This is a genomic window from Sandaracinaceae bacterium (genome assembly GCA_016706685.1).
Taxonomy (GTDB): domain Bacteria; phylum Myxococcota_A; class Polyangia; order Polyangiales; family Houyiibacteriaceae; genus JADJJE01.
Window position 1 is genome coordinate 128,269 of the sequence record JADJJE010000051.1, and the last position, 24,737, is coordinate 153,005.

General features: G+C 68.0%; 22 protein-coding genes. 12 read left to right on the forward strand and 10 right to left on the reverse strand.

From position 1 onward, the window contains the following. The first annotated feature begins 628 nt into the window (after window positions 1-628). Window positions 629-1,126: a hypothetical protein gene (locus IPI43_31160; GenBank protein MBK7778523.1), complete on the forward strand. Its 498-nt coding sequence runs from the start codon at window positions 629-631 to the stop codon at window positions 1,124-1,126. On the opposite strand, the gene IPI43_31165 is transcribed toward IPI43_31160, so the two are convergent. Together IPI43_31165 and IPI43_31170 are read right to left on the reverse strand one after the other, a co-directional pair. Next, a complete protein-coding gene (locus IPI43_31165; GenBank protein ID MBK7778524.1) occupies window positions 1,127-2,686 on the reverse strand; it encodes a SpoVR family protein in 1,560 nt (519 codons plus the stop codon). 4 nt (window positions 2,687-2,690) lie between these two features. Further along, entirely contained in the window at window positions 2,691-3,800 is a 1,110-nt protein-coding gene (locus IPI43_31170; GenBank protein ID MBK7778525.1) for a DUF444 family protein, read from the reverse strand. A gap of 123 nt (window positions 3,801-3,923) precedes the next feature. Between IPI43_31170 and IPI43_31175 the strand changes: the two genes are divergently transcribed. From IPI43_31175 to IPI43_31225, 11 genes are all read left to right on the forward strand, one after another. After that, a complete protein-coding gene (locus IPI43_31175) occupies window positions 3,924-5,009 on the forward strand; it encodes a DUF2279 domain-containing protein (protein ID MBK7778526.1) in 1,086 nt (361 codons plus the stop codon). A gap of 378 nt (window positions 5,010-5,387) precedes the next feature. Then, entirely contained in the window at window positions 5,388-6,389 is a 1,002-nt protein-coding gene (locus IPI43_31180; GenBank protein ID MBK7778527.1) for a KpsF/GutQ family sugar-phosphate isomerase, read from the forward strand. 5 nt (window positions 6,390-6,394) lie between these two features. Next, the gene (locus tag IPI43_31185; protein MBK7778528.1) at window positions 6,395-6,739 is read left to right on the forward strand and encodes a hypothetical protein; all 345 of its coding nucleotides are present in this window, start codon (window positions 6,395-6,397) and stop codon (window positions 6,737-6,739) included. Next, window positions 6,736-7,521, forward strand: a complete 786-nt coding sequence (locus IPI43_31190) for an ABC transporter permease (GenBank protein MBK7778529.1) — start codon at window positions 6,736-6,738, stop codon at window positions 7,519-7,521. Before IPI43_31185 ends, IPI43_31190 begins: the two co-directional genes overlap by 4 nt. Next, the gene (locus IPI43_31195; protein MBK7778530.1) at window positions 7,518-8,165 is read left to right on the forward strand and encodes an ABC transporter ATP-binding protein; all 648 of its coding nucleotides are present in this window, start codon (window positions 7,518-7,520) and stop codon (window positions 8,163-8,165) included. The genes IPI43_31190 and IPI43_31195 overlap by 4 nt, the downstream gene beginning before the upstream one ends. Further along, window positions 8,165-9,304 (forward strand): hypothetical protein, encoded by a 1,140-nt coding sequence (locus IPI43_31200; GenBank protein MBK7778531.1) that lies wholly within the window; start codon window positions 8,165-8,167, stop codon window positions 9,302-9,304. Before IPI43_31195 ends, IPI43_31200 begins: the two co-directional genes overlap by 1 nt. An 11-nt stretch (window positions 9,305-9,315) precedes the next feature. Continuing rightward, window positions 9,316-10,968: a polysaccharide biosynthesis/export family protein gene (locus tag IPI43_31205; protein MBK7778532.1), complete on the forward strand. Its 1,653-nt coding sequence runs from the start codon at window positions 9,316-9,318 to the stop codon at window positions 10,966-10,968. A 3-nt stretch (window positions 10,969-10,971) separates the two neighbouring features. After that, the gene (gene kdsA / locus IPI43_31210) at window positions 10,972-11,799 is read left to right on the forward strand and encodes a 3-deoxy-8-phosphooctulonate synthase (protein ID MBK7778533.1); all 828 of its coding nucleotides are present in this window, start codon (window positions 10,972-10,974) and stop codon (window positions 11,797-11,799) included. A 2-nt stretch (window positions 11,800-11,801) separates the two neighbouring features. Further along, window positions 11,802-12,371, forward strand: a complete 570-nt coding sequence (locus tag IPI43_31215; protein ID MBK7778534.1) for a phenylphosphate carboxylase subunit delta — start codon at window positions 11,802-11,804, stop codon at window positions 12,369-12,371. Then, the gene (kdsB, locus tag IPI43_31220; protein ID MBK7778535.1) at window positions 12,368-13,138 is read left to right on the forward strand and encodes a 3-deoxy-manno-octulosonate cytidylyltransferase; all 771 of its coding nucleotides are present in this window, start codon (window positions 12,368-12,370) and stop codon (window positions 13,136-13,138) included. The genes IPI43_31215 and kdsB overlap by 4 nt, the downstream gene beginning before the upstream one ends. Further along, window positions 13,135-16,515, forward strand: a complete 3,381-nt coding sequence (locus tag IPI43_31225; protein ID MBK7778536.1) for a hypothetical protein — start codon at window positions 13,135-13,137, stop codon at window positions 16,513-16,515. The genes kdsB and IPI43_31225 overlap by 4 nt, the downstream gene beginning before the upstream one ends. A gap of 76 nt (window positions 16,516-16,591) precedes the next feature. On the opposite strand, the gene rfbC is transcribed toward IPI43_31225, so the two are convergent. The 8 genes from rfbC to IPI43_31265 all read right to left on the reverse strand — a co-directional run bounded on the left by rfbC (window position 16,592) and on the right by IPI43_31265 (window position 24,655). Beyond that, complete coding sequence (gene rfbC, locus IPI43_31230; protein ID MBK7778537.1) at window positions 16,592-17,182, reverse strand: dTDP-4-dehydrorhamnose 3,5-epimerase; 591 nt, start codon at window positions 17,180-17,182, stop codon at window positions 16,592-16,594. After that, window positions 17,182-18,063 (reverse strand): glucose-1-phosphate thymidylyltransferase RfbA, encoded by an 882-nt coding sequence (rfbA, locus tag IPI43_31235; GenBank protein MBK7778538.1) that lies wholly within the window; start codon window positions 18,061-18,063, stop codon window positions 17,182-17,184. The genes rfbC and rfbA overlap by 1 nt, the downstream gene beginning before the upstream one ends. Beyond that, window positions 18,064-18,276 (reverse strand): sugar nucleotide-binding protein, encoded by a 213-nt coding sequence (locus IPI43_31240; GenBank protein ID MBK7778539.1) that lies wholly within the window; start codon window positions 18,274-18,276, stop codon window positions 18,064-18,066. Continuing rightward, window positions 18,273-19,328, reverse strand: coding sequence for a dTDP-glucose 4,6-dehydratase (rfbB, locus tag IPI43_31245; protein ID MBK7778540.1), 1,056 nt, complete (start codon window positions 19,326-19,328; stop codon window positions 18,273-18,275). The genes IPI43_31240 and rfbB overlap by 4 nt, the downstream gene beginning before the upstream one ends. A 417-nt stretch (window positions 19,329-19,745) precedes the next feature. Then, a complete protein-coding gene (locus tag IPI43_31250; GenBank protein ID MBK7778541.1) occupies window positions 19,746-20,993 on the reverse strand; it encodes a sulfatase in 1,248 nt (415 codons plus the stop codon). A gap of 199 nt (window positions 20,994-21,192) precedes the next feature. Beyond that, on the reverse strand, window positions 21,193-22,047 hold the full coding sequence (locus tag IPI43_31255) for a sulfotransferase (GenBank protein MBK7778542.1): 855 nt from the start codon (window positions 22,045-22,047) through the stop codon (window positions 21,193-21,195). A 74-nt stretch (window positions 22,048-22,121) separates the two neighbouring features. Further along, on the reverse strand, window positions 22,122-23,336 hold the full coding sequence (locus IPI43_31260) for a glycosyltransferase family 4 protein (GenBank protein ID MBK7778543.1): 1,215 nt from the start codon (window positions 23,334-23,336) through the stop codon (window positions 22,122-22,124). After that, window positions 23,333-24,655 carry a glycosyltransferase gene (locus tag IPI43_31265; protein ID MBK7778544.1) on the reverse strand — a complete coding sequence of 441 codons (1,323 nt, stop codon included), beginning with the start codon at window positions 24,653-24,655 and terminating at the stop codon, window positions 23,333-23,335. Before IPI43_31265 ends, IPI43_31260 begins: the two co-directional genes overlap by 4 nt. Window positions 24,656-24,737: the final 82 nt, after the last annotated feature.

A 24,737-nucleotide genomic window follows, 5' to 3' on the forward strand; every position in this document is an offset into this window, starting at 1 on the left:
CGAGTGGATTCTGCAGGTTCCGTTCTGGGCCTTATTTCAAGGCACTTTTGGCGCCCCGGCTTGAAAAGCCGGGGCAGCGGGTCCTGGGCCTCGCTCCGGGGACAAGTCCTCCCTCCGAGGGAGGACTCAGCTTGGGTGGACTAGAGGAGCTTGAGGTGGCTGGCTGTGGAGGGTTTGGGGCCCGTCGAGGCCTCGAAGGCCTCATGGTTGGTCGTGACTTGCCAAACCCACCCGCCTTGGAACGACTAATCGATGAGTAAGCAGCTCGGATCTCGCCCAGCGGATGATCTCGAGGCTCAACACTTTACCCGCTTCCGAGGCTGAGTCCTCCCTTGGAGGGAGGACTTGTCCCCGAAGCCAGGCGAAGGTCCCGCTGCCCCGGCTTTCAAGCCGGGGCGCCCAAGTGCCTTGATACAAGCCGCTTCCGGCCCAGCGAGAGTCGGCCAGGGTCCTTGGGCCGGCTCCGGTGACCATGGGCCGAACTTGTGATGAGTCGTTAGTCGTTGTCGGCGACGGCGACGGCGACGCCCCCCGTTCCCGCCTCCCCACCCCTGTCGAAAATTGGACACCGCGCCCCCGCCTCTGACATAGCCCGCTCATGCGCGCGCGCTCCACGACCGGACTGCTCATGAGGCTCCTCACCCTCGTGGTGTGGCTGCTCTTGCTCGCACCGTTCGCGCTGTCGGGCTGCACCAGCGAACCTCCCGACCCGCGCTTCGCCGAGCCCGAGGCCACGGTCCGCACGCTCTTCACCGTCTACGACATCGCCGACGTGGGTGAGGCCGAGGTGCAAGGCCTGCTGCGCGACCGCGTCCAGTTCCAGGTGCGCGACCGCGCGGCCTACGAGGCCTGCTTCGCCGACTGGCGCGACCCACACGACGAGGGCCTGGCCGGCTTCGTGTTCGGACGACTGGCCGCCCTCAAGGACCACCTGCGCTACGAGCGCTCGGCCGACGGCGACACCATGCGCGTCATCCCCATGCGCGACGGCGACGCGGGCCACCCCATCGTGCTGCGCCGCACCGACGCCGGCTGGAAGATCGCCCTGCGCGAGAGCGTCCCGGACGAGCTCCGCCAGCGCCTGTATCGCGTGTACGAAGAGGCCCGTCAGCGCGAGCGCGGCTGATCAGACCGCCTTGCCCAGCGCCCGCTGCACGTAGGCCGTGCCGTCCCAGCGCAGCGCGCTCGGCTTCTTCTCCACCACGGTGTGCAGCTCCACGGGCCTCCGCCACACGCGGTGCAGCGCCTTCATGACCTCGCGCACCCACTCGAGCTTCAGGTCCACGCCGTGGTGGTCGTGCTGCAGCAGCAGCTCGCCGCGGTTGTCGTGGTTGCTGTCCAGCACGCTGATGATGGGGTTGCCCGCGTTGGTCAGCTGCGCCAGCAGCTGCGACTTCACGGTCTCGAACTCGCGCGTCTGCACCTCGTAGCGGTCGTTGCGCCGGTTCCACCCGAAGGTGAAGAGCTGCTGGTCGGCCACGAAGTCCTCGGTGAGGAACTCGTCCACGAAGGTGACGTCGTTGTACAGCGAGCGCACCTCGAAGATCTTCTTCTGCCCTTGCCCCACGCGGCGGTCCCAGTGCCGCCGCTCGTCGTAGTCGTCGCACTCGTCCCACTCTTTGCCGAACTGCCCGCGGTCCCAGCGCGACACGATGTTGCGGTACAGCTCGATGCCCAGCTTGTAGGGGTTGATGTTGCCCTTCGAGGTGGCCAGCACCGACGCGGTGCGCTCCGCGTAGTCCACGATCTCGTTCCCGTCGGCCACGCGCTCCGTCATGAGCCGGCTGTGCCAGTAGGTGGCCCAGCCCTCGTTCATGATCTTGGTCTGCATCTGCGGCAGGAAGTAGTAGGCCTCGCGCCGCACCACGCTCAGCACGTCGCGCTCCCACGGCTGCAGCGGCGCGTGCTCGAGCAAGAAGCCCAGCACGTCGCGCTCGGGCGACTCGGGCGTCTTGCGCTTCTGGTCGCGCTCCGCCGTGAGCTTGTCGCGCTGAGCCTGCACGAACTCCTCGGGGTTGATGAAGCCCTTCATGTAGTCGCGATGCACCGGCAGCAGGTGCGGCTCCATGAGCGCGGCGTCGTCGGCCTCGGCCCCGCCGAGGTCGCTGGGCGCCACGTGCGTGGCCGTGGGCAGGAAGGGCCGCTGCGGGTCGATCAGGTTCTCGAGGCTCAGGCACGCGTCGATGAACGACTCCACCGTCTCGGCGCCCAGGCGCCGCGTCCACTTGCGCACGATGGCGCCGTGGTTGGCCAGCGTGTCCACCCACTTGCGCACGTCGGCGCCGTCCTTCGGGTCGCGACCCTGGTTGGTGACCGCGAAGGCGAAGTTGTTCTTGAAGAAGTCCACGTGCCCGTACACGTGCGCCATCACCAGCTTCTGATCCACGAGGGTGTTGCCCTCGAGCAGGTAGGCCACGGCCGGCGTGTTGTTGATGACCATCTCGTAGATCTTCGACAGACCGTACTCGTGGCTCTTGCTGAGGCGCTCGTACTCCATGCCGAAGCGCCAGTGCGGGTAGCGCGTGGGGAAGCCGCCGTACGCCGCGATCTCGTTCATGCGGTCGTAGGGCAGCACCTCGAACAGCGTGGGGTAGAAGTCGAGCCCGAAGTCGGCGGCGTGCTTGGCGATGCTCTGTTGGTGCTCGCGCAGGTCGCGCGGCAGCTCCGTCTGGAAGACGTAACTCATCGCCTCACTTGCCCTTCCCGAGGAAGTCGCGGATGGACTCCACGATGCGGTCGCGGTTGGCGATCTCGCTGACGATCACACCGTCGTTCCCGCCGAAGTGCTGCCGCAGGTCCTTGATGAACTGGCCCGAGCCGTAGGGGCTGTCCACCTGCCCGTAGCAGAACACGTTGCTGGCTGGGATGATGCGGTTCTTGAGGATCTCCACGCAGCCCAGCGTGTCCTCGGCGCTCCAGTTGTCGCCGTCCGAGAAGTGGAACGGATAGATGTTCCACTCGCTGGTGGGGTAGTCGTTCTCGATGATGCTGGCGCACAGCTTGTACGCGCTCGAGATCATGGTGCCGCCCGACTCCCGCGTGCGGAAGAACGTGTCGCGGTCCACCTCGCGCGCCGCGGCGTCGTGGATGATGAAGCGCGTCTCGATGCCCTTGTACTGACGGCGCAGCCACGTGTCGATCCAGAAGGACTCGATGCGCACGATCTCCTTCTGCTCGTCGCCCATGGAGCCCGACACGTCCATCATGTAGATGAGCACCGCGTTGGTGACCGGCTGGTTGTCGGTCTTCCAGGAGCGGTAGCGCATGTCGTCGCGCGTGGGGATGATGACCGGCCGCGCGGGGTCGTAGCTGCCGAGGGCGATCTGCCGGCTGAGGGCGCTGCGGAACGTGCGCTTGAAGTGCCGCAGCGAGTTGGGCCCCACGCGGCGGATGCCCACGTAGCGCTCCTTCTGGTCCACGATGGCGCTCTTGCCCTTGGGCTCGATGCGCGGGAGCGCGAGCTCTTCGCCCAGCAAGTCGGCCAGCTCTTCGAGCGTGAGCTCCACCTCGATGGCGTGCTGCCCCGGGTCGCTGCCAGCCTTGCCCTTCCCGTCGCCTTCGCCGGGCTCGCCGCCGATGGGGTCGCCCGCGTCGCCTTCGCCCTGCCCGACACCGCCTTGCTGCTTCCCACCGAAGCGAAAGCGCGGGATGTCGATGTGCGGGACGGGGATGGACACGACGTCCTTCCCCTGCTTGCCCAGCATCTCGCCCTTCGAGATGTACTGGCGCAGGTTCTCGCGAATCTTCCCGCGGACGATCTTCCGAAACCGAGTGTGGTCCTGATCGATCTTGAGGGACACGCCTGAGCCTACCAGCACAGGTGGGGCTGGTGCACGCGGGATGCATTGGCGCTGGCCAGAGAATGCCGCGTCCAACGGTGGACGAGAGCCCAGTTCTGGCCCAATAACTGCTCGGTCACGCCCATGACTCGCTTGTTGCTGCTCCGCTTGGTCCCCTGCCTTGCCCTAACGTTGATGGTGGGCGGCCCCGCGCGTGCCCAAGACGCCGCGCGAAGCGACCCGGCGGAACATGCCCCGCCCCAAGTGGGCGAGCGGGAGCTCAGCCCGGAGCAGGTGGCCGAGGCCGAGGTCACCCCCCGCGTGGACCTGCCCGTTCCTGCCGACGAGAGCCGCCGCGCCCAGCGCCGCCGCCTGGATGCCGAGCGCTACGACGTGACCCCGCGGCAACTGCGTCGCGGGCGTGCGCTGGCCGCCACCTCGGTGGCCCTGCTGTACGGCGGGCTCTGGACGTACAACTACTTCGCCTGGTGGCATGGCACCCCCACCACGCCGTTCCAGACCGAGTGGGATGGCTTCTTCGGGGTGGACACCTACGGTGGAGGGGCCGACAAACTGGGTCACCTCTACATGAACCTGATGCTCTCGCGGGCCACCACGGGGATGCTGCGCTACGGTCGCTTCGACCCCATCCCCGCCAGCATCGCGGGCGCCACGCTGTCGTGGCTGTCGTACCTGCTGGTGGAGCTGCGCGACGGCTCGCACGAGTTCGAGTTCAGCTGGGGAGACATTCTGGCCAACAGCATCGGCACCGCGCTCGGGCTGGTGCTGACCCACGCGCCCGAGGTCGACCGCTTCTTCAGCTTCCGCATGATGTACTGGCCGTCGGACGAGTTCCTGGACAGCCCCTCGCTGAACTTCAACGAGGACTACAGCGGCCAGACGTTCCTGCTGGCCTTCCACATGGCGGGCTTCGGCGACCAGGTGGGGTTCTTCCGGTACATGGACTTCGTGGTGGGCTTCAACGCCGACCACTACCTGCCCGACCCGCGGCGGGACGACCGGCCGGAGCGGCAGCACCTCTACTTCGGGTTCGCGCTGAACCTCCAAGAGGTCCTGAACCGGGGCCTGTTCGACCGCCCGCGCGAGCGGGACAACCGCGCCCAAGAGGCCGCGCGCGGGTTCTTCGCGGACTGGGCGGCGGAGCACATTCAGGTGCCCTACACGGCCGTGCCGCTGATCGAGATGCAGCGCACCAACCCTGACGACTGAACGTCTGACCGGTATCCAGCGCGCCCACCCCTGACACGGATGTCACGGCTGCGGGTCGGCGGGGACGCGCGTGTCATGCCGCAGGTCGCCGTCGAGCCCGGCCATACGTCTGGCAAGCCTGCAATTCAACGAACAAATTGGGGGGAACTAGGAGAAGACACCCAGGTGCGTGGTGTTCACGGAGACCGTGCGGCGGCTTTGGCGCGCAACATGCAGGCGCCCCCGTGTCATCCGAGTGAATTCATTGAAGTCGCTGTCACGCATTTGACAGCCACCTTCACGCCCCTACACTCCGCACGCCTGACCCACCGAGGGGTGAGCGCGGCCCACGGGGGACGACGCGCCGGGCTTCAGGCCGGCCCTTCCGACTTATCGACTATGCAACTCCATCTGGTTCGTGAGCAAGACGCCGCCCGCAGCAAGGAAATCGCTCCTTCGCTCGAGCCGCTCATCCTCGAGGCCCGCGAGACGTTCGAGCAGCAGGCGGCCGCCGTGGCCGCGCTCGCCCGTCGGGTAGACCGGACCTACGGCTTGGCCGCCCACCTGCTGCGCTCCACCGAGGGCCATGTGGTGGTCTGTGGCATCGGCAAGAGCGGCCTGATCGGCCAGAAGCTCGCCGCCACGTTCGCTTCCACGGGCACCCCGTCGTTCTTCGTGCACGCGGCCGAGGCCTTTCACGGTGACCTCGGCATGATCACCGAGCGGGACACCGTGCTGCTCATCTCCTACAGCGGCGAGACCGAAGAGATCGTCCGCCTGCTGCCACACTTCCGGGCACGCAACATCGCCACCATCGCGCTGGTGGGTGAGCTCGGCTCCACCCTGGCCAAGGGCGTGGACATCGCGCTCGACGTGTCGGTGCGCGGCGAGGTGTGCCCCAACAACCTGGCGCCCACCAACTCCACCCTGGCCGCCATGGCCATGGGCGACGCGCTGGCCGTGTCGCTGATGCGCCTGCGCGACTTCCGCCCCCAGGACTTTGCGGTGCTACACCCGGGAGGTGCCCTCGGCCGCCGGCTGCGCACGCGGGTGCGTGACGCCATGCGCTCGGAGGACCTGCCCATCCTCAAGCCCACCGACACACTGGGTCAGTGCTTGCTGGCCGCCGCGCGCGGTCGCCTCGGGATGGTCTTGGCGGTGGAAGACGGTGAGCTGATGGGGGTGGTGTGCGACGCCGCGCTCCACCTGGCCATGGACCGCTACTCGGCGGACCTCAGCATCCCCATCTCCGAGATCATGCGCCTCGACCCCCCCACGGTCGCGCCCTCCACGCTCCTGGCGGAGGCCGAGCGCGTCATGGCCGAAGAGCGCCACGCCTACCTGGTCGTGGTCGAGAGTGGTCGCGGAGTTGTAGGGGTGCTCGAGCGCGTGCGAGACTAGGCCCCGTGAAACGGCTCCATGTTCTCGGCGCTTGCCTTCTGGCCAGCGCGCTCCCCTCTCTGCTGGCCGCTTGCGCCAGTGCTCCGCCTGCGGCGGCGTGGAGCCCCGAGCTCGCACCTTCCACGCTCGAGACCACCTCACCCGCGGAGGCTGCGGTCTTGGCGCGGGCGGCCGAGCTGCCCGTGGACGAGCCTGTGGACGTGAGTGGCCTGCGCGTGGTGGCCGCCGCGCCCTACAGCGCCGCGAGTGGCCGGCTGTGCCGCGAGCTGCAGCTGGACGAGCAGCTGCGCCTAGCGTGCAGCGGCGAAGAGGGCTGGGTGTTCGTGCCGGTGCTCCTCGAAGGGCCGTGAGCATGCGCCTGTTGGCCGGCCTCTATGCGCAGCTGTGGGTCATCCAGACCCTTGCGCTCCGAGAGACGCGCACCCGCTTCGGCAACCATCGCCTTGGCTACGTCTGGGCGCTGCTGGAGCCGCTGGTCTGGATCGGCACGTTCTGGGGCATGTTCCACATCGCCCAGAAGGCGCCACCCACTGGCATGGACATGCTCACGTTCTTGGCCACGGGCGTCATTCCGTACGACATCTTCTCGAAGTCGGCGGACCGCTGCGCCGCCTCCATCGACGCCAACCGTGGCCTGCTGTTCTACCCCCAGGTGCACCCGCTCGACATCGTCTTCGCGCGCGCCGCGCTCGAGTTCGCCACGTACGTGATGGTCTTCACTGTGATCATCGGCGCCCACGCGCTGCTCATCGGCGGCTTCGCGGTGGCCAACCCGCTCATGCTGCTGCAGGGGCTGGTGCTAGCCAGTCTGCTCGGCACCTCACTTGGCCTCGTCTTCGCGGCGCTCTCCGTGGAGAGCAACCTGGTGGAGCGTGTGCGCGGGCCCCTCATGAGGCCGCTCTTCTGGACGTCGGGGATCTTCTTCACGCTCAACAGCCTCCCGCTGGTGGCGCGCGAGGTCATGCTCTGGAACCCCGTGATCCACTGCGTCGAGTTCGTGCGCAGCGGCTTCTTCGAGAGCTACGAGGGCGAGCACATGTCCGCCAGCTACGTGCTGCTGTGGATCCTCGGCCTGGCGTTTGTGGGTCTCACTGTGGAGCGCGCCGTCCGCCACAAAGTGGAGGTCACGTGATCCAGCTCACCGAGGTCACCAAGGGGTACATGACCCCCGCCGGGATGCACGTGGTGCTGGACCGCATCACGGCTACGTTTCCCAGTCAGCAGAGCATCGGCATCCTGGGCCGCAACGGCGCGGGCAAGTCCACGCTGCTGCGCGTGTTGGGGGGAGCCGAGCTGCCCGACCAGGGCTACATCAAGCGACAGGGGCGCGTGTCCTGGCCCATCGGCTTCGCCGGCGGCTTCAGCGGGTCGCTCACGGGGCGTGAGAACTGCCGCTTCGTGGCGCGCCTCTACCAAGCCAACCTGGACGAGGTCTGCAACTTCGCGCAGGAGTTCGCGGACATCGGCGACTACTTCCACATGCCCGTGCGCACCTACAGCTCGGGCATGCGCGCGCGTCTCGCCTTCGGTCTGAGCATGGCCATCGACTTCGACACCTACCTGGTGGACGAGGTCACCGCCGTGGGCGACGCCAAGTTTCAGAAGAAGTGCCGGGAGGCCTTCGCCGAGCGTCAAGAACGAAGCTCGGTCATCATCGTCTCGCACCAAATGAGCACCATCAAACAGTACTGCAAGCGCTGCGCCGTGCTGCACCACGGGCAGCTCGCGTTCTACGACGACCTCGACGAGGCCACCAAGCTCTACGAGGCCGCCTGATGAGTGTCGCGAACGTCGGTGAGAGAGCGGCAACCGCGCGGGACCTACGCAAGGCACGCCAGCAGCGCACGGTGCTGCGCCTGGGGATCGGCGTGGTGTTGCCCACGCTGCTGGCCGCGCTCTACTACGGCGCCCTGGCGGCCCCGGAGTACGAGTCGGTCTCGGCGTTCACCGTGCGCTCCGCCGATGGCGGGGGTGGCATGGGGCTCGAGTTCTTCATCGCCTCGGTGCCCGGCTCGAGCGCTGGCGCGGACGCCATGCTGGTGCAGGAGTACATCATCTCGCGGGACATGCTGGCCAAGCTCGAAGCCGAGCACGACTTCGTTTCGCATTACCGCGACCACGGCGACTTCTGGTCGCGGTTGGCCGCTGACGCCGACGCCGAGGAGCGCTTCGAGTACTACGCGGACCACGTGCTGGTGGAGCACGACAGCACGTCGGGCGTGATCACGCTGGCCGTCCGGGCCTACTCCGCCGCGAAGGCCGCCGAGCTGAACCAGGCCATGCTCCGCGCGGGAGAGGAGCTGGTCAACCAGCTGAACACGCGGTCGCGTGAGGACCGCCTCGCGCTGGCGCAGCGTGAGCTGCAGGCGGGCGAGGCACGGCTCACGGCGGCGCGCGCGGCGCTCGTGGCGTTCCAGGCGCAGCACGACGAGATCAACCCCATGGAGTCGGCCGCGGCGGTGCTCACCGTCCGCAGTCAGCTCGAAGGAGAGCTGGCGTCGGCGCGCGCCGAGCTCAGCGCGCTGCGACGAACGCTGCAGCCCGACGCCCCCGAGGTGGCCGCGCTGCGCAGCCGCATCGGCGCGCTCCAGAACCAGATCGACACCCAGACGGCGCGCCTCAGCAACGGCGACACGGGTTTCGCGGCCACCATCGCCGCCTTCGAGCCCCTGCTGGTGGAGAAGGAATTCGCGCAGCAGGCCTATCAGTCTGCGCTCACCGCCCTCGAGATGGCGCGCATCGAGGCCGACCGCCAGAACCGCTACGTGGTCAGCGTGTCGCGCCCCTCCGAGCCCGACGCGGCCACTCATCCCGACGGCGTGCGGGGTGTGCTCACCGTCACCGTCATCTGCTTCATGCTGCTGGGCGTGGGGTCTCTCCTGCTCGCCTCCGTGCGCGAACACGCCAACCTCTGAGGAGCTCCATCATGCGACGCCCGCTCCACGCCACCCCCCTCGCAGCCCTATCCCTCGTCTTGTCCCTCGGGCTGGGCCACGTCCCTGCCCACGCGCAGCCCGCTCCGGCAGGTGCGCCCGCTGGCCCTGCGGCGGCCGGAGCGTCGCCCGCGCCTTCGGCGGCGGTGGACTCGGCCGGCGTCACGCCATTCGGCGCGTCGTTGTTCACCGGCAACTTCGCCGGCCAGCGCGACGACGGCCTGAACGAAGACTACCAGGTGCTCCCCGGCGACCGGGTCATGGTCAACGTGTGGGGCAGCGCCACGGTGAACGACGTGTTCGTGGTGGATGCCCAGGGGAACATCTTCTTGCCCGGCGTGGGCCCCGTGCGGCTCTCGGGGGTGCGCGCGCGCGACCTCACGGGCGTGGTCCGTGGTGAGATCGCGCGGCGCTACCGCGGCAGCTTCGAGGTCTACACCAACCTGCTCACGGCCAGCCCCGTGGCGGTGTTCGTGACGGGCGCCGTGCCCCGCCCCGGGCGCTATGCGGGCATCCCTTCGGATTCGGTGCTGGTGTTCCTGGACCAGGCGGGCGGCGTCGACGCGCGCACGGGCAGCTACCGCAGCGTGCAAGTGCTGCGCGCGGGGCAGCCCGTGGCCGAGCTCGACCTCTACGACTTCCTGCTGCGCGGCACCATGCCCACGCCGCAGCTGCAAGACGGCGACACGCTCCTGGTGGGGCGGCGCGGCACGAGCGTGGAGGTGCAGCTGCCCACCGGTGAGCGCATCGGTGTGGAGCTGAAGAGCGGCGAGCCCGCGGCCGAGCTGGTGCGCCAGGTGGTGCGGCCCAGCGCGCGCGTCAACGAGCTGAGCGTGCGCGGCGTGCGTGGTGGCGCGCACATCGCCCGCACGCTGCGCGTGACCGAGCTCGACGGCTTCGAGCTGATGGACGGTGACGTGCTCACCTTCCGCGAGGAGGGCCAGGCGCCCCACGTCATGATCCGCCTCGAGGGCGAATTCATGGGCCCGGCCACGCTCAGCATCCCGCGCGGCTCACGGCTGCTGGACGTGCTCAACCACGTGCCGGTGAACCCGGCGGTGGCCAACGTGGACGGCGTGCACCTGCGCCGCGCCAGCATCGCGCGCGAGCAGCACCGCACCATCCAGGAGAGCCTCGACCGGCTTCAGCGCAGCTCCATGCTGGCGCTCAGCGAGAGCGCGGGAGAGTCCGAGATCCGCGTACGCGAGGCCGAGATGATGAACGCCTTCATCGAGCGGGCGCGCGGCATCCAGCCGCTGGGTCGCGTGGTCACGCGCAGCCTCGAGACGCAGCTCAACGTCATGCTGGAAGAGGGCGACGTGGTGGTCATCCCCACGCGCACCAACGTCATCCGCGTGGGCGGCGAGGTGCAGTTCTCGCAGGCGCTCATGTTTCGCCCGGGGCTGCGCGTGCGCGACTACGTGCGCATGGCGGGCGGCTTCAGCAACCGCGCCGAGACCCGCACGGTCATCGTGCTGCGCCCCAGCGCCGAGGTGCTGATCGCTGACGACGACACGCGCATCCAGCCCGGTGACGAGATCCTGGTGCCGCCGCGCATCGACCGGAAGGTCTTCCAGCACGCCATCGAGATCTCGCAGATCATGTACCAGATCGCGATCGCAGCCTCGGTGCTGCTGAGGGTGTAGGCCATGAAGCTGCACACGTACACGGTTGGCGAGCGCGAGCCGCTGTTCCTCATCGCGGGGCCCTGCGTGGTGGAGAGCGAGGCCATCGTCATGGGCATCGCGGAGCAGATGAAGGCCATCACCGCGCGGCTGGGCATCCCCTACATCTTCAAGGCCAGCTTCGACAAGGCCAACCGCACGTCGTCGTCGTCGTACCGCGGCCCGGGTATCGAAGAGGGTCTGCGCGTGCTGGAGAAGGTCAAGCGCGAGCTCGAGCTGCCCGTGCTCACCGACGTGCACGAGGACACGCCCATCGACGAGGTGGCCAGCGTGGTGGACGTGCTGCAGACACCAGCGTTCCTGGTGCGCCAGACCAACTTCATGACGCGCGTGGCGCGCGCGGGGCTGCCCATGAACATCAAGAAGGGCCAGTTCCAGGCCCCGTGGGACATGACCCACGTGGTGCAGAAGTGCCGCGATGCCGGCAACGAGCACGTCATGGTCTGCGAGCGCGGCGCCAGCTTCGGCTACAACACGCTCATCTCGGACATGCGAGGCCTCGCCATCATGCGCGAGACGGGCTGCCCGGTGGTGTTCGACGCCACGCACTCCGTGCAGCAGCCCGGAGGGCAGGGCGCTTCGTCCGGTGGCCAGTCGGCGCTGGTGCCGGTGCTGGCACGCGCTGCCGTGGCCGCGGGCATCTCGGGCATCTTCATGGAGACGCACCCGGACCCGTCGCAGGCGCTCAGCGACGGCCCCAACATGTGGCCCCTTGGTCGCATGGCCGCGCTGCTCGAGACGTTGGTGGCCCTCGATCAGGTGGTGAAGTCCACGCCCTATCTGGAGTCGTGAGCATGGAGCCCCAGCTGCCTGCCGAGCTGGCGACGCGCGCAGCGGGCGTTCGCCTGCTGGTGCTGGACGCGGACGGGGTGCTCACCGACGGGCGCCTCTTCTACAGCGAGGCCGGGGAAGTGCTGAAGGCCTTCCACGCCCGCGACGGGCTCGGCCTGCGGCTGCTGCGCAACGAGGGCGTGCAGCTGGCCGTCATTTCCGGGCGGGCGGCCCCAGCGCTCGCGCGCAGGCTCTCGGACCTGCGCATCCACCACGTGCTGCTCGGGCGTGACGACAAGCGCGCCGCGCTCAGCGAGTGCTTGGCGGCCGCTGGCGTGAGCGCCGAGGAGACGGCGTTCGTGGGCGACGACGTGCTGGATCTCGTGGGCATGCGCGCGGTAGGCCTCCCCATCGCGGTGGCCGACGCCCACTGGCTGGTGCGCCGCGAGGCCGCCTGGGTCACTCAGCTGCCGGGGGGCGAGGGCGCCGTGCGCGAGGTGGCCGACGCGCTGCTCTCCGCGCGCGGACGCTTGGACGCGGCCGTGGAGGAGCTGCTGCGCGACCACGTGGGTCGCGGGGAGAGCCTGCAGTGAGCGCGCCAGACTTTCGCGTGGTGATTCCGTCGCGCCTCTCGTCCACGCGGCTGCCGAACAAGCCGCTGCTGGACGTGGCCGGGAAGCCGCTGGTGCTGCGCTGCCTGGACGTGGCGCTGCGCGCGGGGGCGCGTGAGGTGCTGGTGGCCACCGATGACGAGCGCATCGCGGCGGTGGTGCGCGCGGCTGGCGGCGACGTGCAGCTGACGCGCGCCGACCACCCCTCCGGGACCGACCGGCTCGCCGAGGTGGCGCACGCACGCGGCTGGGCCAGCGACGAGATCGTGGTGAACCTGCAGGGCGACGAGCCGCTGGTGCCGCCCGAGCTGCTGGTGCGCCTGGCCGCGCAGCTGGCGGAGCACCCGAGCGCCGGCATCGCCACCATGGCCACGCCCATCCACACGCTGGCAGAGCTGCGCTCACCCAACGCCGTGAAGGTGGTGCTGCGTGACGACGGCCTCGCGCACTACTTTAGCCGCGCACCCATCCCCTTTGCGCGGGACGCCGACCCGAGCGCCACCGAGCCGCCGGCGGGGGTGTCGTACCTGCGGCACCTGGGGCTCTACGCCTACCGGGTCTCCACGCTGCACCGCTTCGTGGCGCTGGGGCCGCACCCGCACGAGCGCGCCGAGCAGCTGGAGCAGCTGCGACCGCTGGCGGCGGGCATCGGCATCCACGTGAGCGTGCTGGCGGAGGCGCCGCCGCCGGGCGTGGACACACACGAGGATCTCGATCGGGCCGTCTTGGCGTTCCGGGGGACGGAATGATCCCCCCGCTCCCGTCGCTGCAGCGCGTGGCCACCACGTCGCCCGGCATCGCTCGCATACCGCAGATATCGACGCTGCTGGGCGCCGAGGTGCTGCTCCGGCCGCGCGCCGCCGTAGACGCCGTGGTGGGCTGGGGCCGCAAGCCCAACACCCACGGCGCGCGTGCGCTCGCCGAGAAGCGCGGCGTGCCCTTCCTGGCGCTCGAGGACGGCTTCGTGCGCAGCATCGGGCTGGGTGTCTCGGGCGCGCCGCCCTGGTCCATCGTGGTGGACGACGTGGGCATCTACTACGACGCCACGCAGCCCTCGCGCCTCGAGCTCATGCTGCAGGAGTCTGCCGAGCTCGACGACCCTGCCCTGCTGGAGCGCGCGCAACGCTGCATCGGGGTCATGCGCGAGGCGCGCATCTCGAAGTACAACGCCGCGCCCGTGCTCGACCTGGGCCCCAAGCTGCGCCGGCGCATCCTGGTGGTGGACCAGACCGCGGGAGACCTCTCGCTGCGCCTCGGGCTCGCCCCGGAGCGAGGCGTGGTGGAGCTGGTGGAGGCCGCGCTGCGTGAGCATCCGGACGCGGAGGTCATCGTGAAGACGCACCCCGACGTGGCGTCGGGACGGAAGGCGGGAGGGCCCGAGCAGGTGCTCGAGCACGCACGCGTGCGGCTCGTGACCGCGGCGGCCAACCCCATCGCCATGCTGGAACAGGTGGACGAGGTCTACGTCATGACCTCGCTGTTGGGCTTCGAAGCGCTGCTGATGGGCCTGCCGGTAACCTGCTTCGGGGCACCCTTCTACGCAGGCTGGGGCGCCACCACGGACCATGTGCCCGTTCTGCGACGTACCCGGCGGCGCAGCGCGGAGCAGATCTTCGCAGCGGCCTACCTGCGCTATGCGCGCTATGTTGACCCCGTGACGGGAGCCACCGCAGAGCTCGAGCGCGTGATCGAGCACATCGCCACCGAGCGGCGCAACGCCGCAGCCGAGGGCGCGGTCATCGCGGTGGGCTTCTCCCGGTGGAAGCGCGGCTTCTTGGACGCTTTCTTGAGCGGCGTCGGTGGGCACGTGACGTATGCGCGCGACGCCGAAGACGCCGAGCGCCGAGGTGTGCCACGTGACGCCACGCTCGTGGTCTGGGGCGCGCGCGAGGACCCGGCGGTCGAAGCCCTCGCAGCGCGCTACGGCGGCCGGGTGGCGCGCATGGAGGACGGCTTCCTGCGCAGCGTGGGCCTCGGCTCGGACCTGTATGCGCCCGCGTCGCTCGTCATCGACACGCGCGGCATCTACTACGACCCATCGCGCCCGAGCGACCTCGAGCACCTGCTGGCCACGCGCAGCTTCACGGACGCCGAGCAGCAGAGGGCCGCCGCGCTGCGCACCCGCATCGTCCACTCCGGCGTGAGCAAGTACAACGCCGACGCGACCCGCACACTGCGCGCTGCCGAGGCCGCACGGCAAGGCCGCCGTGTGGTGCTGGTGGTCGGTCAGGTGGAGGACGACGCATCCATTCGCCTCGGCTGCCTAGGCGTGAGCACCAACGCGCAGCTGCTGCGTGAGGCACGCCTGGCGTGCCCAGACGCCTTCTTGGTGTGGAAGCCGCACCCCGACGTGACGAGCGGCAACCGGCGCGGGGCCGTCGAGGCGGCGCTGGTGGCCTCCCTGGCCGACGAGCTCGCCACCGACGTCGCCATCTCCGCATGTCTGGACGTGGCCCACGAGGTGCACACCATGACCTCTCTGGTGGGCTTCGAGGCGCTGCTGCGCGAGAAGACCGTGGTGGTCTATGGGCAGCCCTTTTACGCCGGCTGGGGCCTGACGCGCGACCGTCACCCGCACCCGCGTCGCACGCGTCGCCTCACGCTGGACGAGCTCGTGCACGCGACGCTGATCGACTACCCCACCTACGTGGACCCCACCAGCGAGGCGCGCACTACCCCCGAGGCGACCGTCACCCACCTCGAGGCGGCACGGCACAAGCAGGGCTCGGCGCGCGCCACAGGGCGGACCGACAACTGGCCCGGTCGCCAAACGCTCAAGCTCGGCAACCTGGCGCGCTATGCCCTGCGAAGCGACCCACGGGCAGCACGCCTGCTGCGCAGCGTGCAGCTCCCACGCAGCACGCGGGCAGCGCCTCCCCCGACCATCGCGACACCCTCGCTCCCCGACTTCGGTGTCTCGCGGGCGCTCATGCTGCAAGGGCCCGCGGGCCCGTTCTTCCATCGTCTCGGGCAAGAGCTGCGCGACCACGGCGTGGCCGTCACCAAGGTGAACCTGTACGCCGGAGACGTCTTCTACTACCCGGGTCCGGACACCGTGGACTACCGCGGCCGGCTCGCGGACTTCTCCCCGTGGGTCGCGCGGCAGCTGCGCGAGCACGCCATCGACGGCGTGTTCCTGTTCGGCGACTGCCGCGCCTACCACAAGGCGGCCATCGAGGCCGCGCGCGCCGCAGGCGTCCCCGTGTGGGTCTTCGAGGAGGGCTACCTGCGGCCCGACTGGATCACCTACGAGCGCGACGGTGTGAACGGACACAGTCGCATGTCGCGTGACCCGGCGGTCTTCCTGGCTGCCTACCGGGCGGCGGGCTCACCCCCCGAGCCACCCGCGCTCCCGGTCGGCGACACCTTCGGGCAAGGGGCTTGGTACTCCACGGTCAGCGCCATCGCCTACACGTTCGCGAACCAGGGGTTCCCGCACTATGAGCACCATCGGAACTTGAACGCGTTCTATCACGCGTGGAGCTGGGTGGTCGGAGCCGCGCGCAAGCAGTACTTCGCCCAGCGCGAGGAGGGCGTGCTCGAGGACCTCGTGCAGCGCTTCGACGGGCGCTACTTCTTCGTGCCGCTGCAGGTGCACTGCGACTTCCAGATCCAGCACTCGCCCTACGCCGACGTGACCGACTTCATCCACGAGGTGGTCGCGTCGTTCGCGCAGCTCGCCCCGCGCGATCACGCGCTGGTGCTCAAGCACCACCCCATGGACCGCCCGTTCCGGGACTACAGCACGCTGTTCGACAGCCTGCGCCGCGAGCACGGCCTCGAAGGGCGCCTCTTCTACGTCCACGACCTGCACCTGCCCACGTTGCTCAAGCACGCGCGCGGGACGGTGACCATCAACAGCACGGTGGGCCTCTCGTCCGTCCACCACCGCACGCCCACCAAGGTAATGGGCAACGCCATCTACGACATGCCAGGCCTCACGCACCAGGGCAGCCTCGCGAGCATGTGGCACGCGCCCCAGCCCGTGGACGTGGAGACCTATCACGCCTTCCGCTGGTGGCTGCTGCAGCACAACCAGGCGAACGGCAACATCATGCGGCGTCTGCCTGGAGTGGGCACCCCCACGGGGGTAGCGTGGCACGCGGCCTCAGCCGGAAAACGCTAGCACCGTTCGAGAGCGCAGGTTCCATGACACTAACCCGTGCAGCAACGAAGCGCGATGCTGAGTCCAGCGTAACCGTTCACGCCCCCCGTTGCGGGGCTACCGACCTAGCGTCATCGCTGCGCAGGTGTTCGTCTAAGTCCGCAAACGCCATGCCAGAGCGGTCCTTCTCCGACAGCGTCGGCTCGCGGCCGCCGATTGGCCACGCAACGCCAACGTGCGGGTCGTTCCACGCCAAGCAGCGCTCCAACTCCGGCGCGTAGTAGTCCGTTGTCTTGTAGAGCACTTCAGCGGTCTCGGAGAGAACGAGGAAGCCGTGGGCGAAGCCAGGAGGCACCCACAGCTGCCGATGGTTCTCGGCGGAGAGCTCCACGCCTTCCCACTTTCCGTGGGTGGGTGACCCGACCCGCAGATCCACAGCGACGTCGAACACGCTGCCACTGACGACGCGCACCAGCTTGCCCTGCGGGCGCTGCAGCTGAAGGTGCAGGCCGCGAAGGACGCCGCCCGTCGAACGGGAATGGTTGTCCTGAACGAAGGGAAGCGTGACCCCCGTCACCTGCGCGAACGCCCGCGCGTTCCAGCTCTCGAAGAAGAAGCCGCGCGCGTCACCGAACACCTTCGGCTCGAGGATGAGGAGGTCCGGAATGGCCGTGTGGACGACGTTCATCAGAAGACCCGGTCTTCTAGGAGCCGGCGCAAGTACGCGCCGTACTCGTTCTTCGCCAGAGGCTCCGCCAGCTTCGCGAGGTCACCGTCGGTCAGCCAACCGCTGCGCCAGGCAATCTCCTCGGGACACGCAATCTTGAGGCCCTGCCGCTTCTCGATGGTCTGAATGAAGAGGCTGGCTTCGAGCAGGCTCTCATGGGTCCCCGTGTCCAACCATGCGTGGCCTCGGCCCAGGACCTGTACGTCCAGCGCACCGAGCTCGAGGTACTTGCGGTTGAGGTCCGTGATCTCGAGTTCGCCACGCGGGCTAGGCTTCAGTGCTTTCGCGATCTCGACGACGCGTCGGTCGTAGAAGTACAGACCGGTGACTGCGTACCGACTCTTGGGTTTGGCTGGCTTCTCCTCGAGACTGATCGCCCGCCCTTGCGCGTCGAACTCCACGACGCCGTAGCGCTCGGGGTCGTGGACCGCATAGGCGAAGACCGTGGCGCGCGTCTCGACGCTGCCAGCGGCCTTTAGACCTGCCGAGAAGTCGTGGCCGTAGAAGAGGTTGTCGCCGAGGACGAGCGCCGAGGTGTCGTCCCCGATGAACGCTTCGCCCAAGATGAACGCCTGGGCGAGCCCGTCTGGACTGGGCTGCACCTTGTAGTCGAGACGAATGCCCCAGCGGCTTCCGTCGCCCAGCAGTTGCTGGAAGCGGGGGGTGTCCTGCGGGGTCGAGATGACCAGGATCTCACGGATTCCCGCCAGCATCAGGGTGCTGAGCGGGTAGTAGATCATGGGCTTGTCGTACACCGGCAGCAGCTGCTTGGAGACCGCCAGGGTCGCTGGGTACAGCCGAGTGTTGGAGCCACCGGCTAGGATGATGCCCTTGCGTGCCATTCAGTTTGGTCCTTCGTCTATCATGCGCGCGGCGCCCTCGCACCAGCGCGGGATCGTCAGGTGGAATGCCTCGGTGAACTTGCCCGTCGCCAGCCGCGAGTTCAACGGCCGCGTCGCGGGAGTGGCGTAGTCCGCCGTCTGGATGGGCACGGCGAGCGAACGTTGCAGCTCCCAGCCCACCTGGCCGTTCTTGCCCAACAGCAGGATCTTCATGCGACGTACTGCTTCTCGAGCCACTCGCGGTATGCGCCGCTCTGCACGTTGGCCACCCACTCTGGGTTGTTCAGGTACCACTGCACGGTCTTGCGCAGGCCGGTCTCGAAGGTCTCGGAGGGCTTCCAGCCGAGCTCCCGCTCGAGCTTGCGCGCGTCGATGGCGTAGCGTCGGTCGTGTCCGGGGCGGTCCTTCACGTAGGTGATGAGCCGGGCGTAGTCGCCCTCCGGGCTGGGCCGCAGCTCTCCGAGCAGCCGGCAGACCGCGTTCACGATCTGGATGTTGGGCATCTCGTTCCAGCCACCCACGTTGTACGTCTCCCCCAGACGTCCGCCGGCGAGCACGGCGCGAATCGCGCTGCAGTGGTCCGTGACGTACAGCCAGTCGCGCACCTGCATGCCGTCGCCGTAGACGGGCAGCGGCTTCCCGGCCAGGGCGTTCACGATCATCAGCGGGATGAGCTTCTCGGGGAAGTGGTAGGGGCCGTAGTTGTTCGAGCAGTTGGTGGTGACCACCGGTAGGCCGTAGGTGTGGTGCCACGCACGCACCAGGTGGTCCGACGCGGCCTTGCTGGCCGAGTAGGGGCTGTTCGGCGCATAGGGGTGGTCCTCCGCGAAGGGGGCGTCACTCGGTCCCAGCGACCCATAGACCTCGTCCGTGCTCACGTGGAGGAAGCGGAAGGCTTCCTTGCTGGCGCCCTCGAGCGCGGCCCAGTACCCCCGAGTTGCCTCTAGCAGCGTGAACGTGCCCTCCACGTTGGTACGGACGAACTCGCCGGGCCCGTGGATGGAGCGGTCCACGTGGCTCTCGGCGGCGAAGTGCACGATCGCAGACGGGCGATGCTCGGCCAACAAGCGGTCCAGCAGCGCGCGGTCGCAGATGTCACCCTGCACGAAGACGTGGCGCGCGTCGCCGCGAAGCGAGCGCAGATTCTCGGGGTTGCCCGCATACGTGAGTTTGTCGAGGTTCACGACGGGCTCACCCGTCGCTGCCACCCAATCGAGCACGAAATTGCTGCCGATGAACCCGGCTCCGCCAGTTACGAGGATCACGCGTAGGACTCCTTGGGCCGCCAAGCACGTGGCTTGGTGCGGCCGCTAGTGTGAGTCCAACTGCGACATTGTCCATCGCATCGTGCGGGGGAGGGGGGGGAAAAAGGCGGGGGGGCGCGGCGGCCGGAGGGGACACAAGGCACTCCGACGATCGACGCATCCGAAACGGCAAGGTGTCTACGGCGACACAGTCAGGTTTTCATCGCCGACCGCCCCGCCAGGTATCGACATCTACCCCTGCGGCTTCGCGACCGCTGTCGGTCAGCGCCTCCGTTGGCGGTGTCGGAATCTTCGATGGGCATCCTGAGCCGGCGATGATAGCGCGGGCCGGCACGCCACGCACAAGTTGGCGCTGGCTCGCCTCCGTTTGCACAACGCGCCCTGTTGGAGCGCAGTATCCGACTGTGGTGCCGCCTATCACGCGCGGGGCGGCGGCATGTACGCGTCGAGCTCGGCCATCAGGGCCTCGTACTCCGCGAGGCCGGCGAGGTTGTAGTGCTCGTCCGGGTCGTTGACCTCGTTGTAGAGTTCGCGCTCCCCGTTCCAGTAGCGGATGTAACGCCACTCGGGCGTTCGGATCGCGTGGTTGTGTTGGTCCTTGGTGGTGAGGACGCGGTCCTCCCATGCGACGTCCGTCCCGTGGAGGAGCGGCACCAGCGACCGTCCATCCATGGCGTACGCTGGGTCCACTCCGCAATAGTCGAGGACGGTCGGTGCGAGGTCGCAGAGGCTGACGATGTTGTCCACCCGGCGCTCTCGGGCTTGGCCGGGCTCACGGATGAGGACGGGGACCCGTGTGGATCGCTCCCAGAGTGCGAGCTTCTGCCAGTGGAACTTCTCACCGAGGTGAAAGCCGTGGTCGCTCCACAGCACCACGAGCGTATCCTCGGCGTGGCGGCTCTGGTCGAGGTGCTGGACCAGTCGGGCAACCTGCGTGTCGATCCACGAGATCGACGCGAGGTATGCTTGCACGGCCTCTGCCCATAGGCCCTGGCCCGTGATGCAGGCGTGGTGCTCCTGTTGGTGCGCGATCGCGCGGCCCGCTACGCCGAGGTCGTCGAGGTCGTCCGCCGGCGGCGTCGGTATGACGAGCGTGTCCAGCGGATAGAGGTCGTAGAAGCGTTTCGGCGCCCACCACCCCACGTGCGGGAGCACGAACCCCACCGAGAGAAAGAAGGGCTCGTCCCCAGTGTGACCGTCGAGGAAGTCGATGCCGCCCTGCGCGTAGCGATAGTCCGGCATCTGGTCGTCGGGCGCGTCCACGGCCAGCCAGTCGAATGCGCCGTCGCTACCTGGCTCAGGGCAGTCGAGGTTGTTGAATGGAGGCCGACCCGGGAGCGGCGCCGGGTAGAGCTCGCCGATGTGGTCGACCTTGCCGACGCGCGCTGTGCGGTAGCCGGCGGCGCGGAACATGTCGTCTACCAGTGGCTTGTCCCCGTTGACGCTGGCGAAGGTCTGCGAGAGGAAGAACACACCGGTGTTCTGCGGCGTGAGGCCGGAGAGCGTCGAGGCGCGCGAGGGTGAGCACACGGGCGCCGCGCAGTAAGCGCGGTTGAAGACCGTGGACCGAGCGGCGAGCGCGTCGAGCCCGGGCGTCACCACCTGAGGGTGACCCGCCAGGAAGCCGACCCAGTCGTTGAGGTCGTCGACCGAGATGAAAAGCACATTCTTCCGCCGCTCGATCGGACCCGGCCCCGGCCCCGAGCAGCCCGCGAGAGCCATCCCCAGCGACATCGCTCCAACACCCGTGGTGCGGATGAACGTTCTTCTGCCAATGTCTCTCACGGTCACACCCAGCTCCCACTTCTCGCCAACGGTTTCGGGCACCTGTCTTGCGCGAACGGCCGGCCATCGCCAACGCGTGTCATAGACGGACCGAGCGACTGAATTCCGACTCGATGAACGATTGCTCGGCCCGATAGCGCTCGGTCAGGTTCTCCACCAGCTTCGGGTCGAACTCGAACTTGCTGGAGAGAGCGTTGTGCACCGTGGCCACGCCGCCCTGGAACGCTTCTTCGTCGATGTCGACCCCGATCACCCCCGCGATCTTCGCGGCCGCCATCTTGGGCTCCGTGACGAGGTCGTCGTAGCTTACCGCGACGACGCGACGGAACACGCTCGTGTACCGCTCCATGGCGCCCCGATAGTCGTTGTATCGGTCCTGCGCGGTCATCCACCCCGTCTCGTCCGCGATCGTCTTGGCGAGCCACTCGTTCATCTGGTCGTTGGTCATGTTGAGCCCATGGTAGTCGCTGACGAGCTTTGCCGCCGAGAGCAGGCGCCTAACGGGGTTCCGGCACACGAGAATGAACGACGCGTCCTCTCCGACGATCACCTTCATCTTCCTCAGCTGTTCGACGGAGAAGAGCATGTACTCGGGCGTGCTCTCTCCGACCACGGGGTTCTCCATCAGGCATGGGCGGAAGAGGTTGAGGTAGTCCACGTTCTCGACGGGGGTGGACGCGAGGATCCTGTTCGTGCGGAGCAGGCACTTGTACGACTTGTCGATGAAGCCGTACTGCGTGGCGGCGATGATCTCGTCGAGCTGACGGTCGAGCTGACGACGGGAGAACGCGACAAGCGCCTGCGGCGCCCGGACGTGGAACAGCGAGTCGAAGTAGTGGAGTTCCTTCAGCGGGTGCATGAAGATCGACGTGGACTCGTCGAGCAGGTTGTGGAGCAGAGTGGAACCCGCCCGCTGGGACCCGATCCCGATCACGAACCGATGCTGATTTTGAGTCGTTTGTTCGGTCATTTCCTACACCCGGAGAGCGCCGCGCCTCAGGCCACCAATCACAGGAGCGCCTCGAGGATCCCGTGCAGCTCGTCGGCCTGCTCGTCCACCGTACGAATCTCGTCGCGCAGAGGGTTGCGATAAGATGCCCAATCTGTGCGAGCGAGGCACTCGCGAATCGCGGTCTCGAGCCCGTGGCTCGATCCGTCCATAGGGATCACGGTCGCGTTCGTGCCATGAACGCAGTCCTCGACGACCCCGCCGGCGTCGGTCGCGATCACCCACACATCTCGCGCGAAGGCCTCGCGCACGGTCAGGCCGAAGCTCTCCTTCCACTGCGACGGGAAGAGCAGCACGTCGAGCCCGCCGAAGAACTCGTCCATTGTGTGCCGCGTGTATGGCGGGGCCACGGTTATCTTTCCAGGGATCACCCAGTCGTGAAACGTCCACGTGCCGCCGCTGTTCTTGGCGGCGTCGACGACCTTGAGTTCGTAGTTCGTCGCCTCGATGGCGTTGAACGCCTGGACGATCTGACGCCCGCCCTTGATCGGGCCAGGACCGCCGACGAAGCCGAAGCGGACGCGCCCCATGGGATCTGGCTTCTTCGAGAACCCGGGGTTCGGCGGCACGATGCCGTTGCGGTTGAGGACGCAGCGCTCGGCGCCGAGCCCGTTGGCTAGGTGGAGCTGCCGGTGGAACTCGCTCGGGAAGAGGAGCGTGTCCGGGAGGTCGAGGCGCGCGCGCAGATGGGCGTTGCGCGCACGCGTCACCCCCGCATCCACGACACAATAGGCGCAGATTGCCGGGTCGATCTTCCACTGATTGCAGTAGGTCCCGGTCGGCATGATCATGAACTGCTGCTCACAGATCCACCAGCAGTCGTGAATGGTTAGCGCGGTCGGGACCTTCTGCTCGTGGAGCACGTCGAGGACGCCGGCGCCGAGGTTCTGCAGGCAGTGCACGTGCGCGACGTCTGGGCGAAATCGCGAGACGATGTCGTTGAAGATCCGGATGACGTTCCGGTTGTCGTACTGCTCGGTCGTGGAGAGCTGTCTTGGCATGGTGATGCCGATCACATCGACGCCACGGCTGCGGGTGCGGGTGACGGTGTACGGCACGGCGGTTGGATCGAACACCGCGGAGACCGCGAGGACCTGCCAGTCGTGGACCTGAGCGAGCCGTTCGGCCAGGTTCTCGGCTAAGACGGTCGCACCACCGAAAGACTGCGGTGCGTAGTGGACGTTGACCACCAGTAGCTTCTTCGCCACAGTCATCTCCGGAAATCGAGCGCGCGGCGGACACCCGTGTCGAACGACTCGAACGTCTCGGAACTGACGCGTACGGCTTCTGCGTGGCGTTTCGCGCCGTCGGCGATCTCACGGCGCTTTGCTCCGTCACCGATGAGCAACTCGATCGCCTGAAGCCACTCGGCTTCGTTTGCGGCGAGGAGGCCGTTCTTTCCATGTACGACGACGTTCTTGAAGTCTCCGGTGGCCGCAGCGATGACGGGCACCCGCACCGCCGCGGCGTCCAGGAAGCGCACAGCGCTCTTGCACTCGTTGAACTCGTCAATCACGAGCGGCACGAGCGCGATGTCACAGCGCGCGAGGAGCCCGAGGTAGGCCGGGTAGGTGGCGACCGGCTCGGTCGCGATGCGGCTGGCGTAGGGCTTGAACGTCTCCGGTAGGTCCGCGTAGCCGATGACCTGGATGCGGACGTTCGGGTGCGCCTGAAGCACCTGGAGCAACACGCTCTCGATGGTGCGGAAATCTGCTTCGTGGGCACGCGAGCCCGACGCGTAGCCAATCGTGATGGTGCCGGGCGACGCCGGGGCCGCGCGTTTGTCCGTGGCCAGGCTGGCGGCGTGCACGGACTCGGAGTCCACCGCGTTCCGCCAGAGGTACACAGGGCCGCGGAAGCTGCGCTGAATGCACTCCTTCATGTAGGGCGTGCTGGTAATCACGAAGTCCGCCATGCGGAGCGCCGCGAGGTACTCAGAGGTCTGCGAGAGCAGCGCGTTCTTCTCGCGCTTCGTGATGAAGTCGAGGTTCGGGTTCTCGCTGTAGATCGCCAGGTCGAAGATCGGGTCGTCGATGTCGTAGCCGATCGTGAGGCCGAGGCGCACCGCCTCGGCGACGAGCTCGCAGAACGACGCGGTCGCGTGTGTCCGGTAGAAGATGACACACGAGGCGTTCTGGAGCAGGCTCGTCGCGCGCGGCAGGTCCATCCAGTGGGAGTATCCGCACTTGATGCCGGCCTTCTCCAGGATCTCGAGCTTCTGGAGGACGCGGTACTTCTTGCACTGCGGGAGCCCGAGGTCACCGATCACCGCGACGAACGGCTCGTGAAACAGATCCCGTGCGCTCGTCGGGCGCCGCGGGGCGCCTGACCGATACTGCGAGCGGCGCAGCTCGTGTAGGTGGGAGTGGACCCCGTCCCGTCCTTTGGTCACACGGTCGCGCGCGTGGACCGCGAGGCCTCCGAGGTGACGTACGACCGGGTTGTCGGAGTCCTCGAAGAAGGACTTGGGGTCGCGCGTCAGCTTCCGGTACTTTCGGATGAACTGCGATTTCGAGTTGGGGTTCTTAGCCATTTACGAGAATCTCAAGCGGTCCGCCATCCGCGCGAACCGAAGAAGAATCCACCAAAGGGGGGGGGGGAAATGGGGGGGGCGG

Bases quoted from the DNA above. Each gene is read 5' to 3' on its own strand.
- rfbC (MBK7778537.1), bottom strand. From the start codon at position 17,182: ATGAACGTCGTCCACACGGCCATTCCGGACCTCCTCATCCTCGAGCCG.
- rfbA (MBK7778538.1), bottom strand. From the start codon at position 18,063: ATGGCACGCAAGGGCATCATCCTAGCCGGTGGCTCCAACACTCGGCTG.
- IPI43_31160 (MBK7778523.1), top strand. From the start codon at position 629: ATGAGGCTCCTCACCCTCGTGGTGTGGCTGCTCTTGCTCGCACCGTTC.
- IPI43_31260 (MBK7778543.1), bottom strand. From the start codon at position 23,336: ATGACTGTGGCGAAGAAGCTACTGGTGGTCAACGTCCACTACGCACCG.
- IPI43_31165 (MBK7778524.1), bottom strand. From the start codon at position 2,686: ATGAGTTACGTCTTCCAGACGGAGCTGCCGCGCGACCTGCGCGAGCAC.
- IPI43_31225 (MBK7778536.1), top strand. From the start codon at position 13,135: ATGATCCCCCCGCTCCCGTCGCTGCAGCGCGTGGCCACCACGTCGCCC.
- IPI43_31215 (MBK7778534.1), top strand. From the start codon at position 11,802: ATGGAGCCCCAGCTGCCTGCCGAGCTGGCGACGCGCGCAGCGGGCGTT.
- IPI43_31265 (MBK7778544.1), bottom strand. From the start codon at position 24,655: ATGGCTAAGAACCCCAACTCGAAATCGCAGTTCATCCGAAAGTACCGG.
- IPI43_31180 (MBK7778527.1), top strand. From the start codon at position 5,388: ATGCAACTCCATCTGGTTCGTGAGCAAGACGCCGCCCGCAGCAAGGAA.
- IPI43_31200 (MBK7778531.1), top strand. From the start codon at position 8,165: ATGAGTGTCGCGAACGTCGGTGAGAGAGCGGCAACCGCGCGGGACCTA.
- IPI43_31205 (MBK7778532.1), top strand. From the start codon at position 9,316: ATGCGACGCCCGCTCCACGCCACCCCCCTCGCAGCCCTATCCCTCGTC.
- IPI43_31240 (MBK7778539.1), bottom strand. From the start codon at position 18,276: ATGAAGATCCTGCTGTTGGGCAAGAACGGCCAGGTGGGCTGGGAGCTG.
- kdsA (MBK7778533.1), top strand. From the start codon at position 10,972: ATGAAGCTGCACACGTACACGGTTGGCGAGCGCGAGCCGCTGTTCCTC.
- IPI43_31175 (MBK7778526.1), top strand. From the start codon at position 3,924: ATGACTCGCTTGTTGCTGCTCCGCTTGGTCCCCTGCCTTGCCCTAACG.